This is a genomic window from Bradyrhizobium sp. AUGA SZCCT0182, from assembly GCF_018130185.1.
In the GTDB taxonomy this organism is placed as follows: Bacteria; Pseudomonadota; Alphaproteobacteria; order Rhizobiales; family Xanthobacteraceae; genus Bradyrhizobium.
In genome coordinates this window covers 33416-48606 of sequence record NZ_JAFCLY010000049.1, presented here as the reverse complement: position 1 = coordinate 48606, position 15191 = coordinate 33416, and the positions used below count along the sequence as shown (strand labels likewise).

13 protein-coding genes are annotated in these 15191 nt (G+C 64.3%); 10 read left to right on the top strand and 3 right to left on the bottom strand.

The features are described 5' to 3' along the window. Positions 1–140 precede the first annotated feature (140 nt). Positions 141–2936 carry a [protein-PII] uridylyltransferase gene (locus JQ611_RS34745; protein WP_212467997.1) on the bottom strand — a complete coding sequence of 932 codons (2796 nt, stop codon included), beginning with the start codon at positions 2934–2936 and terminating at the stop codon, positions 141–143. Positions 2937–3135: 199 nt separating this feature from the next. Between JQ611_RS34745 and JQ611_RS34740 the strand changes: the two genes are divergently transcribed. The 7 genes from JQ611_RS34740 to JQ611_RS34710 all read left to right on the top strand — a co-directional run bounded on the left by JQ611_RS34740 (position 3136) and on the right by JQ611_RS34710 (position 9205). Next, on the top strand, positions 3136–4110 hold the full coding sequence (locus JQ611_RS34740; RefSeq protein ID WP_212467996.1) for an aliphatic sulfonate ABC transporter substrate-binding protein: 975 nt from the start codon (positions 3136–3138) through the stop codon (positions 4108–4110). 67 nt (positions 4111–4177) lie between these two features. Then, on the top strand, positions 4178–5029 hold the full coding sequence (locus JQ611_RS34735) for an ABC transporter permease (RefSeq protein WP_212467995.1): 852 nt from the start codon (positions 4178–4180) through the stop codon (positions 5027–5029). Further along, a complete protein-coding gene (locus JQ611_RS34730) occupies positions 5029–5814 on the top strand; it encodes an ABC transporter ATP-binding protein (RefSeq protein ID WP_212467994.1) in 786 nt (261 codons plus the stop codon). Before JQ611_RS34735 ends, JQ611_RS34730 begins: the two co-directional genes overlap by 1 nt. A 55-nt stretch (positions 5815–5869) precedes the next feature. Further along, complete coding sequence (locus tag JQ611_RS34725; protein WP_192736401.1) at positions 5870–6379, top strand: OsmC family protein; 510 nt, start codon at positions 5870–5872, stop codon at positions 6377–6379. A 196-nt stretch (positions 6380–6575) separates the two neighbouring features. Then, the gene (locus JQ611_RS34720; protein ID WP_212467993.1) at positions 6576–7370 is read left to right on the top strand and encodes a hypothetical protein; all 795 of its coding nucleotides are present in this window, start codon (positions 6576–6578) and stop codon (positions 7368–7370) included. Positions 7371–7455: 85 nt separating this feature from the next. Beyond that, a complete protein-coding gene (gene coaA, locus JQ611_RS34715) occupies positions 7456–8388 on the top strand; it encodes a type I pantothenate kinase (RefSeq protein ID WP_212268756.1) in 933 nt (310 codons plus the stop codon). 70 nt (positions 8389–8458) lie between these two features. Beyond that, a complete protein-coding gene (locus JQ611_RS34710) occupies positions 8459–9205 on the top strand; it encodes a GrlR family regulatory protein (protein WP_249133688.1) in 747 nt (248 codons plus the stop codon). Here JQ611_RS34710 and JQ611_RS34705 read toward each other — a convergent pair. Together JQ611_RS34705 and mutS are read right to left on the bottom strand one after the other, a co-directional pair. Next, positions 9202–9495, bottom strand: coding sequence for a hypothetical protein (locus JQ611_RS34705; protein WP_212467992.1), 294 nt, complete (start codon positions 9493–9495; stop codon positions 9202–9204). The genes JQ611_RS34710 and JQ611_RS34705 overlap by 4 nt on opposite strands. Next, complete coding sequence (gene mutS, locus JQ611_RS34700; protein ID WP_212467991.1) at positions 9492–12233, bottom strand: DNA mismatch repair protein MutS; 2742 nt, start codon at positions 12231–12233, stop codon at positions 9492–9494. The genes JQ611_RS34705 and mutS overlap by 4 nt, the downstream gene beginning before the upstream one ends. 324 nt (positions 12234–12557) lie before the next feature. Here mutS and pcaF point away from each other — a divergent pair, with 324 nt between their 5' ends. From pcaF to pcaG, 3 genes are all read left to right on the top strand, one after another. Beyond that, complete coding sequence (gene pcaF, locus JQ611_RS34695) at positions 12558–13766, top strand: 3-oxoadipyl-CoA thiolase (RefSeq protein WP_212386462.1); 1209 nt, start codon at positions 12558–12560, stop codon at positions 13764–13766. A 103-nt stretch (positions 13767–13869) separates the two neighbouring features. Beyond that, positions 13870–14571 carry a protocatechuate 3,4-dioxygenase subunit beta gene (pcaH, locus tag JQ611_RS34690; RefSeq protein WP_212386463.1) on the top strand — a complete coding sequence of 234 codons (702 nt, stop codon included), beginning with the start codon at positions 13870–13872 and terminating at the stop codon, positions 14569–14571. Beyond that, the gene (gene pcaG, locus JQ611_RS34685; RefSeq protein ID WP_212467990.1) at positions 14572–15183 is read left to right on the top strand and encodes a protocatechuate 3,4-dioxygenase subunit alpha; all 612 of its coding nucleotides are present in this window, start codon (positions 14572–14574) and stop codon (positions 15181–15183) included. The last annotated feature ends 8 nt before the right edge of the window (positions 15184–15191 follow it).

Genomic DNA, 15191 nt, shown 5'->3' with positions numbered 1-15191 from the left:
TCTCCCCGCTTGCGGGGAGAGGGTCGGGGTGAGGGGCTCTATCCGCAACACAGGATCTCGGTCGCTGGACCGGTACCCCCTCACCCGGATCGCAAGAGCGATCCGACCTCTCCCCGCAAGCGGGGAGAGGTAAGGGAGAATCACGCCGCCGGCTGGGCGGCGTTGTCCTCGCTCGCGAGCAGGTGCAGCAGCGCGCTCTTGATCGCGGCCTGCCGCGTCGGCGCAGTGATCTGCGCACCGAGCAGATCGGTGACGTAGAACACGTCGCGGGCGCGCTCGCCGAAGGTCGCGACATGGGCGGAGGCGATGTTGAGGTTGAGCTTCGAGATCGCCGTCGTCAGCTGGTACAGCAGACCCGGGCGGTCGAGGCCGGACACCTCGATCACGGTGTAGCGGTCCGACCATTGATTGTTGATGGTGACTTCAGGCTCGACCACGAAGGGCCGCACCTTGCCGCGCGCGGCCGCCTTGCGCGCCACCACTTCGGGCAGGCGCAATTTGCCCTCCAGCACCTGCTCGATCATCTCGCCGATTCGCGTGGCGCGGCGTCCCTCGTCTTCGTCGCGGTCGTATTCCCGGGAGATGGCGATGGTGTCGAGCGCGCGGCCGTCGGTGGTGGTGTAGATCTGCGCATCGACGATGTTGGCGCCCGCCGACGCGCAGGCGCCGGCGATGATCGACAGCAGCCAGGGATGGTCGGTCGCCAGGATCGTCAGTTCGGTGACGCCGCGCGCTTCGTCGAAGCCCACATTGATCGCAAGCTTGTGGCCGGCCTGTTCGCTGGCCCGCAGGAAACGCGCGTGGCGGATTTTTCGCGGCAGTTCGACCTTGAGCCAGTACGCCGGATAATGCCGCGCGATGTAGGCGTTGAGCTCCTGCTCCGGCCATTCGGTGAAGGCGGCGCGGAATTCGGACTGCGCCACCGCGATGCGCTGGGCGCGGTTCACTTCCGAGAAGCCGCCGGTCAGCACCGGCTCGGTTTCGTAATACAGCGTGCGCAGCAATTGCGCCTTCCAGCCATTCCACACGCCGGGACCGACGCCGCGGATGTCGGCGGTGGTGAGAATCGTCAGCAGCTTCATCAGCTCGACCGATTGCACCACGGCGGCGAAATTCTCGATCGTCTTGCGGTCCGACAGGTCGCGCGACTGCGCCACCGTCGACATGGTCAGATGCTCTTCAATCAGCCACGCCACCGTCTCGGTATCGGCGGCGTTGAAGCCGAGCCGCGGGCACAGCCGCCGCGCCACCTTGGCGCCGGCGATCGAATGATCCTCGGGTCGCCCCTTGGCGATGTCGTGCAGCAGCGTGGTGATGTAGATCACCGCGCGGTGCTCGGGACGAATTTTTCGCATCAGGTCGCTGGCGACGGTGAACTCGTCGTTGCCGCCGCGCTCGATGTCCTGCAGGAAGCCGACGCAGCGGATCAGATGCTCGTCCACCGTGTAATGGTGATACATGTTGAACTGCATCATCGACACGATCTTGCCGAAGGCGCGGATGAAGTGACCGAGCACGCCGGTCTCGTTCATGCGCCGCAGCACGGTCTCGGCGTTGTCAGACGTCAGGATCTCCATGAACAGAAGGTTGGCTTCCGGATTTTCCCGCAACTGGGTGTTGATCAGCTTCAGCGAGCGCGTCACCGTGCGCATCGCGTCGGGATGGAAGGCGAGGTTGTTCTTCTGTGCGAGGCGGAAGATCCGGATCAGATTGACTGGATCGTGCTTGAAGACGTCGGGCGCCGCGAGATTGATGCGATTGTTGTCGATGATGAAATCGTCGCTGTCGGGCACCCGGCGACGCTTGATGCTGGGCCGGAACCGCGCCACGACGCGGCTCAAGACCGGCGCCGGCTTGGCCTGCTCGTCTTCCAGCTTGGCGCACAGGATCGCGGTGAGGTCGCCGACATCTTTGGCGACCAGGAAGTAGTGCTTCATGAAGCGCTCGACATCCTGCATGCCGGGATGCGAGGTATAGCCGAGGCGGACCGCGATCTCGCGCTGCATGTCGAACGACAGCCGCTCTTCGGCGCGGCCGGAGACGAAATGCAAATTACAGCGCACCGACCACAGGAAATCGGCGCAGCGGCGGAAGGTGCGGTATTCCTGCGCGTCGAACACGCCGCGCTCGACCAGTTCATCGGTCTCGCGCACGCGATAGACGTATTTCGCGATCCAAAAAAGTGTATGGAGGTCGCGGAGGCCACCCTTGCCGTCCTTGACGTTGGGCTCGACCAGATAGCGCGACTGCCCGCCGCGGCGATGGCGTTCTTCGCGCTCGGCGAGCTTGGCGGTGACGAATTCCGCCGCGGTGCCCTGCACCACGTTCTTGTCGAAGCGCGCGACCAGTTCGTCGTAGAGCGGCTGGTCGCCGGTCAGGAACCGGGTTTCGAGGATGGCGGTGCGGATCGTCATGTCGCCGCGCGCCTGCCGGACCGATTCATCGACCGAACGCGTGGCGTGGCCGACCTTCAGTCCCATGTCCCACAGGCAATAGAGAATGGCTTCGGCGACCTGCTCGCCCCAGGCGGTCTGCTTGTAGGGCAGGATGAACAGCAGATCGATATCGGATTCCGGCGCCATCAGGCCGCGGCCATAACCGCCGGTGGCGACGACAGACATGCGCTCTTCGCCCGATCGGACATGCGAGCGATAGAGGTGCCGCGTGGCGGCGGAATAGAGAATGCGGATGATTTCATCCTGCACGAAACACAATCGCTCCGCGCAGCGGCGGCCGTGGCGGTCCTTCAGCAGCACGGCTTGCGCGGTTTTTCGCGCCGCGATCAACTCGGCCTTGAGCAATTGTGCCATCGCCGAGCGAAACACGTCCTCGCGGCCGGCATTTTTTTCGGCGAGCGCATCGATCGCGGCGGTGATCCGCGCGGTATCAAAACGATCATCCGCCACAGGGCGGTCCTCGGTCACAACGCTGTCCATGATCTATCCCGATATCGGACGGCGCAGACGCTGTCACGGATGATTGTGAGGCAACAGTGGTTCTATGCTGGATTCGCGCTGCTTTGGGTAAACCCGTTCTCAAGGCGCAGCTTTCGCGGCAGCTATTTTCTGGTTGACCTTGCGGTTTAACTCATTGAAATAAAAGACAGTTTTTTTTGGGATATGAGGAGACGAGGGAATGTCCAGGATTTCACGGCGCGCGTTTGCTGCTGTTATCGCAGCCTCGACCTTGCTGCCCGGTGCGGCCTTCGCCGCCGACCCGCTCAAGGAAATTCGCATCGACTGGGCGACCTACAACCCGGTGTCGATGATCCTCAAGCAGAAGGGCCTGCTGGAAAAGGAGTTCGCCAAGGACGGCATCAACGTCGTCTGGGTGCAGTCGGCCGGTTCCAACAAGGCGCTCGAATTCCTCAACGCCGGATCGATCGACTTCGGATCGAGCGCGGGCTCGGCCGCTTTGGTCGCCAAGATCAACGGTAATCCGATCAAGTCGATCTATGTCTATTCGCGCCCCGAATGGACCGCGCTGGTGACATCAAAGGATTCCAAGATCGCCAGCATTGCCGACCTCAAGGGCAAGCGCGTCGCGGTGACGCGCGGCACCGATCCGCACATCTTCCTGGTGCGTGCGCTGCTCGGCGCGGGTCTCTCCGAAAAAGACATCACCCCGGTGCTGCTGCAGCACGCCGACGGCAAGACCGCACTGATCCGCGGCGACGTCGACGCCTGGGCGGGGCTCGATCCGATGATGGCGCAGGCCGAAGTCGAGGAGGGCGCCAAACTGTTCTTCCGCAAGCCCGACGCCAACACCTGGGGCATCCTCAATGTGCGCGAGCAGTTCCTGAAGGACCATCCGGACGCGGTTCGCCGCGTGCTCGCGGTATACGAAGAGGCGCGCAAATACTCGCTGGCCAATTACGACGACCTGAAGAAAACTTTCATCGGCATCACCAAGCTGCCGGACGCGGTCGTCGACAAGCAGCTCAAGGAGCGCACCGAACTGACCCACAGCCGCATCGGCGCACCGCAGCGCGAATCCATCCTCGCCGCCGGCCTTGCCCTGCAGCAGGCCGGCGTCGTCGCCGCCACGGTCGACGTCAAGGCGACGCTGGATGCGCTGATCGACGATCGCGTCCCGCTGCCGACGAATTGAGGTTTTCACCCCCTCCAGGGGAGGGTAAGCCGCCACCTTGCAATCCCTCGAAAGACGCGTTCTTGCTATGGCCATGACCGTTGAACTGCCAGCGCTGGAACGGACCGATGCGATGACGCCAAAAGCGTCGTCGGCGCGGCTGCGGCGTTATGCGGGGCCGGCGCTGGGGCTGCTGCTGCCGGTGGGACTCGCGCTGGCCTGGGAAATCGCGGTCTGGGCAGGCTTTTCCAACGGCCGGCTGGTGCCGCCGCCGACCAAAATCTTCGCCACCATGGTGGAACTCGCCAGGAGCGGCGAGCTGTCGCGCCATATCATCGCGACGTTGAGCCGGGTCGCCTCGGGCTTTATCCTTGGTGTCGTTGCCGGCACGTTGTTCGGGGCGATCTCCGGCTATTGGGGGCTGGCGCGGCGGCTGCTCGATCCGACCGTGCAGGCGTTGCGCGCTATACCGTCGATCGCCTGGGTGCCGCTGTTCATCCTGTGGCTCGGGATTTTCGAAACCTCGAAGGTTGCGCTGATCGCGGTCGGCGTGTTCTTTCCGGTCTATCTCGGCGTGATGGGCGCAATCCTCTCGGTCGACCGCAAGATCGTCGAGGTCGGCCGCACGTTCCGGCTCAGTGGCCCGGCGATGATCCGCCGCATCCTGTTGCCCGCGGTGCTGCCGGCCTATGTCGTGGCGCTGCGCGTCGGCCTTGGCCTCGGCTGGATGTTCGTCGTCGCCGCCGAATTCATGGGCGCCTCCGAAGGGCTCGGCTATCTCCTGATCGACGGCCAGCAGCTCGGCAAGCCGGCGCAGATCGTCGCCGCGATCGTGATCTTCGCGATTCTGGGCAAGACCACCGACTGGCTGATCGAGATCGCCACCGCGCCGCTGCTGCGCTGGCAGGATGCGTTCGGCGGCAAGAGCGGAGCGGCCTGATGCTCGCACTCGATCGCGTTGGCAAAACCTATCCGAACGGCGTCCATGCACTGGAGCGGTTCTCCGCCGACATCAAGCTCGGCGAGATCGTCGCCATCATCGGCGGCTCCGGCTGTGGCAAGTCGACCTTGCTGCGCGCCATCGCCGGCCTCGACCGCGCCACCACGGGCACGGTGACGTTGGACGACATTGCAATTATTGCCCCGCACGCAAAAATCGGCATCATCTTCCAGGAGCCACGGCTGCTGCCGTGGCTCAGCGTCGCCGACAATATCGGTTTCGGCCTTTCTGAGTTGTCCGCCGCCGCAAGGCGCGAAAAGGTCGCGCGTGCATTGGATCGGGTTGGCCTCGCGGATAAGGCCAACGCCTGGCCGCGCGAATTGTCCGGCGGGCAGGCGCAGCGGGTCGCGATCGCCCGCGCGCTGGTGCCGCAGCCGGAAGTGCTGCTGCTGGACGAGCCGTTTTCGGCGCTCGATGCCTTCACGCGACGGGACCTGCAGGACCATCTGCTCGATCTCTGGAACGATACAAGGCCAACGCTCATGCTGGTGACGCATGACGTCGATGAGGCCGTGGTGCTGGCGGATCGCGTGCTTGTGATGCGTCCGCGGCCGGGCCGGCTGTTCGAGGAGATCAAAATCAATCTGGCGCGGCCGCGCGACCGTAATTCGCCGCACTTCGACAATTTCAAGCGCCGCGTGCTGACCGCGCTGGATCGCTCGCTCGACCGCAATGTGCCCGACGCCGATGCCAAATCGACCACCGGCGAGGCGATGTGGTGGTGACATCGGCTCCATAAGGCTTTAAATCCGGACGTACAAAAACAGCCGGGAGAAAAAAATGGACGCCGCCGAACTCCGTGCGATGCAGGCCCCGATCAAGGAGCGCTACAAGTCCGATCCCTCAGCCGCCGTCATCACGCTCAAAGCCAAGGGCTCGATCGACAATGAAGGCCTTACCTGCAAGGTCGAAACCGGCCGTGCGCTGGCCGTTGCAGGCCTGCATCCCGCCACCGGCGGTTCCGGGCTTGAGCTGTGTTCCGGCGACATGCTGCTGGAAGCGCTCGTCGCCTGCGCCGGCGTGACGCTGAAGTCGGTGGCGACCGCGGTCGAAATTCCGCTCAAGAGCGGCCACGTCATCGCCGAGGGCGATCTCGATTTCCGCGGCACGCTCGGCGTCGACAAGGAAGCGCCGGTCGGTTTCGCCGAAATCCGTCTGCGCTTCGACGTCGAGACCGACGCACCGCAGGACAAGCTCGATCTGCTTCTGAAACTCACCGAACGCTATTGCGTGGTCTATCAGACCATCCGGAACGGCCCGAAGGTCGCGGTGTCGATGAAGCGGGTGTAGCCCCGCGTGTTCTTACCCTCCCCTGGAGGGGGAGGGTCGACGCTCATGAAATGAGCGGCGGAGTGGGGTGACAGTCTCTCCACTCGAGCGGTCGCCAAGTTGATAGACCGTCACCCCACCCCGTCTCACATTTCGCTACGCTCCATGTGAGCCGACCCTCCCCCTCCAGGGGAGGGTAAGAGAATCGGCCCGACTAATGTCTCCCGAATCCATCTTCCTCCTGACGCTCGTCCTGCGCATGGTCATCACCGCGGCGTTCGTGGTGACGGCGTCCATCATCACCGAGAAGTCAGGCCCGGTGATCGGCGCGCTGATCGCGACATTGCCGATTTCGGCGGGGCCGTCCTATGTGTTTCTCGCGCTCGATCATGACGCGGCCTTCATCGCCGAAGGTGCGCTGGCGAGCCTGCCGATCAACGCCGCGACGATCTTTATGGGGCTGACCTATGTCGTGCTGGCGCAGCGCCGGAGCGCGGTCGTCAGTTGCCTTTCCGCGGTCGCGGTGTGGATCGCGCTCGCCTCGATCATCCGCGCAGTACACTGGACGCTGGCCGGCGGGCTGATCGTCAATGCGATTACCTTTGCGATCTGCGTGCCGCTGCTGGCGCGCTACCGTCACGTCAAGATGCCGCCGGTCACGCGGCGCTGGTACGACATCCCCCTGCGTGCCTCGCTGGTTGCGACCCTGGTTGCGACCGTGGTCACGACGTCAGGCTGGGTCGGTCCGAAAATCAGCGGCATCATCGCGCTGTTTCCGATCGTGTTCACTTCCATGATGCTGATCCTGCACCCGCGCATCGGCGGCCCACCGACCGCAGCCGTGCTCGCCAACAGCGCCTGGGGCCTGATCGGTTTGGGCCTTGCGATTGCGGTCCTGCACGTCGCCGCGCTGCAGTTCGGCTCGGTGATCGGACTGAGCCTCGGGCTCGCGACCTGCGTCTCTTGGAATCTGGCGCTGTGGTGGAAGGGACGGCGGAAGGCTGTGCGATGACGATCCCTGCTGTAATCCGAGTTGCAACATGGATTTACTGCGGCCAAATTGGTGAGTGCGTCCACCTTTGCCGAGAGCGGAACCGATGAGCCAATCCGAGGAGCTTTCGGCATATATGACCTTCGGACGAAGCGAGTGGGCAGCGTTACGCTTCAACACACCGCTGACGCTCTCCGAAGCGGACCTCACGGCACTTCGCGGCCTGAACGAGCCGATCACGTCAGACGAAGTCGCCGACATATACTTGCCGCTAGCTCGGCTGCTGAACCTTCATTTCACTGCGGCGCGTAGCCTTGCACATGTCAAGAGTGCGTTCCTGGGCCGCGCACCGCACAGCGCGCCTTATATCGTCGCGTTGGCGGGCAGTGTTGCGGTTGGCAAGAGCACGTTTGCCCGCGTGCTTTGCGCGCTTTTGGCGCGGTGGCCGGACCATCGCCGGGTCGAACTCGTTACCACTGACGGGTTCCTGCATGCCAACCGGGTTCTGGAGGAACGAGGGCTGATGCGACGGAAGGGCTTTCCTGAGAGTTACGACCTGCCGAGAATGCTGCGGTTCCTGTCGGCGGTGAAAGCGGGCAGGGGCGATCTTGAACTGCCAGGGTACTCGCATCTGATCGGGGATATCGTGCCTTCGGAGCATCAGGTCGTTCGGCATCCGGACATCTTGATGTTTGAGGGCCTCAACGTGCTGCATGCGCGCGGCACGGCGCCCATGGTCGTTTCTGACTTCTTCGACTTTTCGATCTACCTGGATGCTGACGAGGTCGACATCCAGTCGTGGTACGTCGAGCGCTTTCTCAGTTTGCAGCGGACCGCCTTCCAGCAGCCCGCCTCATACTTCCACCACTACAGGGATTTGCCACCAAGCGATGCGCGGGAGGTCGCGAACAGGCTGTGGCGTGAGCATCATCGCGCAAATCTCCGTGAGAACATTCTGCCTACCCGCACACGTGCCGATGTCGTGCTCCGCAAGCGTTCCGATCACTCGGTTGGTGAGGTCTGGTTGCGAGAGACATAGGCGGCGGTATCAGGCATTTCGTCGCCGGTTCGGAAGATTGCTAGTTACCGCCGCCGCGCGACCCGCTAGGTTGGCGGCAGAGCAGAACTGGGGCGGTGCGGTGGAGGGTTTGTACAAGGTCGAATACGACATCAATGATGGCTCCGGCCGCAGCGTGCTCTACGCCCAGGCCGGAACGATGCTTGGCGGCAATACGGCATTCGCCCATTTCGGCAGCTACCAGATCGTGGACGGTGAAATCGTCGCCAGGCTCAGGACCCGGCGCCACAGCGCATCGCCACGCCCGAGGTCGCTGGTCAGTTCCGACCAGGTCACCCTGAGCATCCGCGGCAGGGCGGAGGGTGAGGTCTATCGCTTCGCAGGTGAGGTGGTGGAGGACACAGGTTCGGTGTTTCGCGCCGTGATGACGCCGCTCGGCAACGACGACGTTCCGCCGCCCGGTGTGGTCGGCGACGGTGGTATCGCCAGCGGACTTTACTCGATCGACATCCGGATGCTGGACGGCCTGGCCGGCGGGCATACCGGGGTGATGCTGCTGCATGACGGCCGGATTCTCGGCGGCGACGCATTTTTCTATTATCTCGGCGCCTATAGTTCGGCGAACGGCAGCTGGAAGGGCGAGTTCGTCAATCAGGAACACACCCCGGCGAAGGCCGAGCATCCGCTGTTCGGCGGTTATGAAGTCGGCATCGGTTTCTCAGGGCGCTGCGACGCCAACGGTGCTGAAATGGAGGCAACCGCATTGGCCGGCAAGCGCAGCATCCGCCTCGCCGCCACGCTGAAGTTGATCCAGCCGTTCGCCGAATTGGGCCGCTAGCCCGCTGCGCCCCAAGGCAGTCTCCATTGAATGACGCCAAACAGGCGCAAATACAGCAGCGTTGTCGCCACCAGCGAGACCAATGCCACCGCCAGCGGCACGCCGGGCGGCGGCGTCCGCCAGCCGCGTGAATCCTGCATCAGGATCAGCGGCAACAGCGGCAGTGCGATCAATCCGAGAAACACGAATATCCGCCAGCCGCCTTCAAACAGCCCGGAGATCAACAGCAGCACGGGCGGCGCGCCGTACACCAGCGCGGTCCACGCGAACGCTTTCGCGGCGCGCCTCAAGCCTTGCGTTCTTTCGCCAGCGTCGTGAGCCGATACAGCGCATCCAGCGCTTCGCGCGGCGACAACTCATCCGGATGCAGCGCCTTCACCGCGGCGAGCAACTGCTCCGCCTCGCTCGGCGGTGCGGGTTCGGCAGCCGCGCGCGAGGGCACCGCGAACAGCGGGAGATCATCGGCCAAGGCGCGCGCGGTTTGGCCACGATCCTGGGCCTCGAGCTTTGCCAGCACCGATTTGGCGCGCGCGATCACGGCTGGCGGCAGGCCGGCGAGTTTGGCGACCTGGATGCCGTAGGAGCGATCGGCCGAACCGGGCAGCACCTCGTGCATGAACACGACGTCGCCCTGCCACTCCTTGACGCGCACCGTGGCGTTGAACATCCGCGACAGTTTTGCCGAGAGCGCGGTCAGTTCATGATAATGCGTCGCGAACAGCGCGCGGCAACGGTTGCTTTCGTGCAGGTGCTCGATCGCGGCCCATGCGATCGACAGCCCGTCGAAGGTCGCGGTGCCGCGGCCGATCTCGTCGAGGATCACAAGCGAGCGTTCGCTGGCCTGATTCAAAATCACGGCGGTCTCTACCATTTCCACCATGAAGGTCGAACGCCCGCGCGCCAGATCGTCGGCGGCGCCGACGCGGCTGAACAGCCGATCGACAACGCCGATCCGCGCCCGCGAGGCCGGCACGTAGCTGCCGATCTGCGCCAGCAGCGCGATCAGTGCGTTCTGGCGCAGGAAGGTCGATTTACCCGCCATGTTCGGGCCGGTGATCAGCCAGATCTGGCCGGATTTTTGGCCCGGCCCGGGCGAAAGATCGCAGGCATTGGCGATGAACGGCTGGCCGTCGCGCTTCAGCGCGGCTTCCACCACGGGATGGCGGCCGCCCTCAACGGCAAAACCGAGCGAGCCATCGACCTCGGGCCGCACGTAATTTTCGTCGACCGCAAGTTTTGCCAGCGCGGTTGCGACATCGAGCAGTGCAAAGGCGTGCGCCGCGGCGCGCAGATCGTCGCTGGCGGCAAGCGCGATGACCGACAGCCGTTCGAAGATTTCCAATTCCAGGTTGAGCGCGCGGTCGCCGGCATTGGCGATCTTGGCTTCGATCTCGCCGAGCTCGGAGGTGGTGAAGCGCACCTGGCCCGCCAGCGTCTGGCGATGGATGAAGGTCGCGTTCAAGGGCGCGGTCATCAGCTTGTCACCGTGCTGCGCCGTCACCTCGACGAAATAGCCCAGCACATTGTTGTGACGGATTTTCAGGCCCTTGATGCCGGTGTCGTCGGCATAGCGGGCCTGCATCGCGGCGACCACGAGGCGCGAGGCATCGCGCAGATTGCGGCTCTCGTCGAGCGCGGGCTCATAGCCTTCGCGGACGAAGCCGCCGTCACGCTTGATCAGCGGCAATTGTTCGGCGAGCGCCCGCTCGAATTCGCGCGCAAGATCGCGCGAGGGACGGCGTAGCGCCTCCATCACGGCTGATATCTCGGCCGGCGGCGCATCCAGTTGTGCCAGTCGCGCCAGCGCCTGGTCCGCGGCGAGGATACCGTCGCGCAGCCCAGCCAGATCGCGCGGGCCGCCGCGGCCCACCGACAATCGCGCCAGCGCGCGCGACATGTCAGGCGCCGCGCGCAGCGTGGTGCGGATATCCTCGCGCGCAAAACTGTCGGCGACGAAAGTGGCGATGGCGTCCAGCCGCCGCGCGATCGCAGCGCTGTCGGTGAGCGGGGCCGCAAGGCGCTGCGCCAATAGCCGCGATCCGGCGGCGGTGACGGTGCAGTCGATCGCATCGAGCAGCGAGCCGCGCCGTTCGCCCGCCAAGGTACGCGTTAGTTCGAGATTGGCGCGGGTCGCCGGATCGATCGCCATCGTGGTGCCGGCGGCCTCGCGCGACGGCGGCGACAGCGGCGGACGCTTTCCGACTTGGGTTCGGTCGATATAGGTGACGGCGGCGGCGGCCGCGGTCGCTTCCAGCCGCGACATCGCGGAAAGGCCGTCCATGGTGGCGACCGCGAAATAATCGCACAGCCGCCGTTCCGCGGTGGCGCCGTCGAAGACATCGCGCGTCAGCGGCGTCACCGCGGGCAGTTCGCGCAGCAGGGTGCCGAGATCCGCATCGCCGTAGAGCGCGTCGGTGACGATGACTTCGTTCGGATTGATCCGCGCCAAGGTGGCCGCAAGCTCGGCGGTCGAGCATTCCGTGACCATGAATTCGGAGGTCGAGATATCGATCCAGGCAAGGCCAATGCGGTCGCCACCGCTTGATCCCCGCGCCCGTGCGATCGCCAGCAGGTAATTATTGGTCTTTGCGTCGAGCAGGGTGTCTTCGGTCAGCGTGCCCGGCGTGACCAGCCGCACCACGCCGCGGCTCACCACGCTCTTGTTGCCGCGCGCGCGGGCGGCCGCGGGATTCTCGGTCTGCTCGCACACCGCGACCCTGTGGCCGGCATTGATCAGACGATGCAGATAATCCTCGGAGCGCTCCACCGGCACGCCGCACATCGGGATGTCCATGCCCTGATGCTTGCCGCGCTTGGTCAGCACGATGCCGAGCGTCCTGGAGGCGATTTCGGCGTCCTCGAAGAACAGCTCGTAGAAATCGCCCATCCGGTAGAACAGCAGCAGCCCGGGATGGCCGGCCTTTATTTCAAGATACTGTTCCATCATCGGCGTGACGCGCGCTGTCGCATCAGTGGCCGGAGTTGCCTCGGGAGGCGGGGGTGCGGGGATGTTTTGCTGGATCGTCATTGCGGGGCGCAAACTACAAAATTTTGTCTCTTGGTCCTATTGGTTTGGCCGGTTCATCCCGGTTTTCCACGCCCGGAAATAAAGACCGCACGACCCGCTCCATCCGCTCCCTCCCCCCTTGCGGGGGAGGGTCGGGGAGAGGGGTGGCGGCAACGGCAGTGCGTGTGGCTTACCCCTCTCCCTAACCCTCCCCCGCAAGGGGGGAGGGAACAGACTGTCTGCGTTGCTGGCACGGTCAATTGACCTCCCGCTACGCCGCTCCTAAAACTCGCCATCAATTCAGTGGGGTCAACGGCCCAAACGCGGCGTTCAGGGAGAGATTCAATGCGTGATGTGTTCATTTGCGATGCCGTACGGACACCGATCGGCCGTTTTGGCGGTTCGCTCGCCAAGGTGCGCGCCGACGATCTGGCAGCCGTCCCGATCAAGGCGCTGATGGCCAAGCATCCCAATCTCGACTGGAAAGCGGTCGATGAGGTGTTTTTCGGCTGCGCCAATCAGGCCGGCGAGGACAACCGCAATGTGGCGCGCATGGCGCTGCTGCTCGCGGGTATGCCGGACTCGGTTCCCGGCCAGACGCTGAATCGTCTCTGCGCCTCGGGCCTCGATGCGGTCGGTGCCGGCGGCCGCGCGATCCGCGCAGGCGAGATCGATCTCGCCATTGCCGGCGGCGTCGAATCGATGACCCGGGCGCCGTTCGTGATGGGCAAGGCGCCGGAAGCGTTTTCACGCTCTGCCGATATTTTCGACACGACCATCGGCTGGCGCTTCATCAATCCCTTGATGAAGGCGCAATACGGCGTCGACGCGATGCCGGAGACCGGCGAGAACGTTGCAGAGGAATTCCAGGTGTCGCGCGCCGATCAGGACGCGATGGCAATCCGCTCGCAGCAGCGCGCGGGCGCTGCGATCGCCGCCGGCTATTTCGCGGAAGAAATCACCCCCGTTTCGGTGCCCGGCGGCAAGGCCGGCCCGATCACCGTCGACAAGGACGAGCATCCGCGCCCTGAAACCACGCTCGAAGGTCTGACAAAACTGAAGCCGATCGTGCGCAATCCCGGCACGGTGACGGCGGGCAATGCGTCCGGCGTCAATGACGGCGCGGCCGCGATGATCCTCGCCTCCGAAGCCGCCGTGAAGAAGCACGGGCTGACGCCGCGGGCGCGCATCCTTGGGTTAGCTTCGGCCGCGGTACCGCCGCGCATCATGGGCATCGGCCCGGTGCCGGCGACCCGCAAGCTGATGGAGCGGCTCGGCATCAAGATCAGCGATTTCGATCTGATCGAACTCAATGAAGCTTTCGCTTCGCAGGGCATCGCCGTGCTCAGGCAACTCGGCGTCAAGGACGATGCCGATTTCGTCAACCCGCATGGCGGCGCGATCGCGCTCGGCCATCCGCTCGGCATGAGCGGCGCGCGGCTGGCGATGACGGCGGTGCACGGCATGGAGAAGCGGGGCGGCAAGCTTGCCTTGGCAACTATGTGCGTCGGCGTCGGTCAGGGCGTCGCGATGGCGATCGAAAAGATCAATTGATGCAACGGCTTGGGAGGGCGTAAAAACATCCTTCCCCGAATTAGTTATGTCATATAATGATCTGGGCGGCAGGTTCACCGGCTAGGCCAGGGAGGAATTCGTCATGACATTATCCTATCCGCTGCAAAGCTTGACGGCGCATCCGCCGCGGCTGTCGCCCGGTTACAAGAGCACGGTGAAGCGCTCGCCCACCAAGCCGCTGATCCCGATGCGGCATACGCTGTCGGAATTGACCGGACCGGTCTACGGCCACGAGACGGTGCGCGAAAACGACAACGACCTCACGCTCCAGGGCAAGGGCGAGCCCCTCGGCGAGCGCATCATCGTGCACGGCCATGTGCTGGATGAAGACGGCCGCGGCGTGCCCAACACGCTGGTCGAGCTGTGGCAGGCCAATGCCTGCGGCCGCTATATCCATGTCGTCGATCAGCATCCGGCGCCGCTCGATCCGAATTTCACCGGCGCCGGCCGCACCCAATCGGACGGCGAAGGCTATTACCGCTTCGTCACCATCAAGCCCGGCGCCTATCCCTGGGGCAACCATCACAACGCCTGGCGCCCGGCCCATATCCATTTCTCGGTATTCGGGCATTCCTTCGTCTCGCGGCTGGTGACGCAGATGTATTTCCCCGGCGATCCGCTATTCCCGTTCGATCCGATCTTCAATTCGGTGACCGACGAGAAGGCGCGTAACCGGATGGTGTCCGACTTCGACCTGGAAAACACCAAGCCGGATTGGGCGCTGTGCTACCGCTTCAACATTGTGCTGCGCGGGCGCAACGCCACGCCGATGGAGACCAAGTAAGTGTCCAAGGCCCAGAACAAGCCGGAAGGCGTTACCCCGTCACAGACCGTCGGCCCGTATTTCGCCTACGGCCTGACATCGAACGGCAAGTATGACTGGAACGACGCTTTCTCGAACAATCTCGTGACGGCGGATACGTCAGGCGAACGCGTCCGCGTCGAGGGCCGGGTGTTCGACGGCGACGGCAAGCCGATGGTGGATTGCATGCTGGAGATCTGGCAGGCCGACGCGCAAGGCCGCTTCTCCGATCCGCAGGACAAGCGGGCGTTGCCCAATTCATCCTTCAAGGGTTTTGGCCGCTGCGGCACCGATGCCGACGGCGGCTATGCCTTCGACACCATCAAGCCGGGCACGGTGTCCGATCCCGATGGCAAGCCGCAGGCGCCGCATCTCGTGCTCGCGCTGTTCGCGCGCGGCATGCTGCTGCATCTCTACACGCGGATCTATTTCGACGGCGAGGCCGCCAATGCCGCCGATCCCGTGCTGGCGCTGGTACCGATCGACCGCCGCGCCACGCTGATCGCCCAGCGTGCGAATTGCAATCCCAGCGCAGTCTATCGGTTCGACGTCCATTTGCAGGGCGATGACGAGACCGTGTTCTTCGACGTCTAAGCGCGGCG

What these genes read in the sequence shown, in the direction of transcription:
- JQ611_RS34745 (WP_212467997.1), bottom strand. Translation starts at nt 2,936, where the DNA reads ATGGACAGCGTTGTGACCGAGGACCGCCCTGTGGCGGATGATCGTTTT.
- pcaH (WP_212386463.1), top strand. Translation starts at nt 13,870, where the DNA reads ATGACATTATCCTATCCGCTGCAAAGCTTGACGGCGCATCCGCCGCGG.
- JQ611_RS34740 (WP_212467996.1), top strand. Translation starts at nt 3,136, where the DNA reads ATGTCCAGGATTTCACGGCGCGCGTTTGCTGCTGTTATCGCAGCCTCG.
- JQ611_RS34720 (WP_212467993.1), top strand. Translation starts at nt 6,576, where the DNA reads ATGTCTCCCGAATCCATCTTCCTCCTGACGCTCGTCCTGCGCATGGTC.
- mutS (WP_212467991.1), bottom strand. Translation starts at nt 12,233, where the DNA reads ATGACGATCCAGCAAAACATCCCCGCACCCCCGCCTCCCGAGGCAACT.
- JQ611_RS34735 (WP_212467995.1), top strand. Translation starts at nt 4,178, where the DNA reads ATGGCCATGACCGTTGAACTGCCAGCGCTGGAACGGACCGATGCGATG.
- pcaF (WP_212386462.1), top strand. Translation starts at nt 12,558, where the DNA reads ATGCGTGATGTGTTCATTTGCGATGCCGTACGGACACCGATCGGCCGT.
- coaA (WP_212268756.1), top strand. Translation starts at nt 7,456, where the DNA reads ATGAGCCAATCCGAGGAGCTTTCGGCATATATGACCTTCGGACGAAGC.
- JQ611_RS34725 (WP_192736401.1), top strand. Translation starts at nt 5,870, where the DNA reads ATGGACGCCGCCGAACTCCGTGCGATGCAGGCCCCGATCAAGGAGCGC.
- JQ611_RS34730 (WP_212467994.1), top strand. Translation starts at nt 5,029, where the DNA reads ATGCTCGCACTCGATCGCGTTGGCAAAACCTATCCGAACGGCGTCCAT.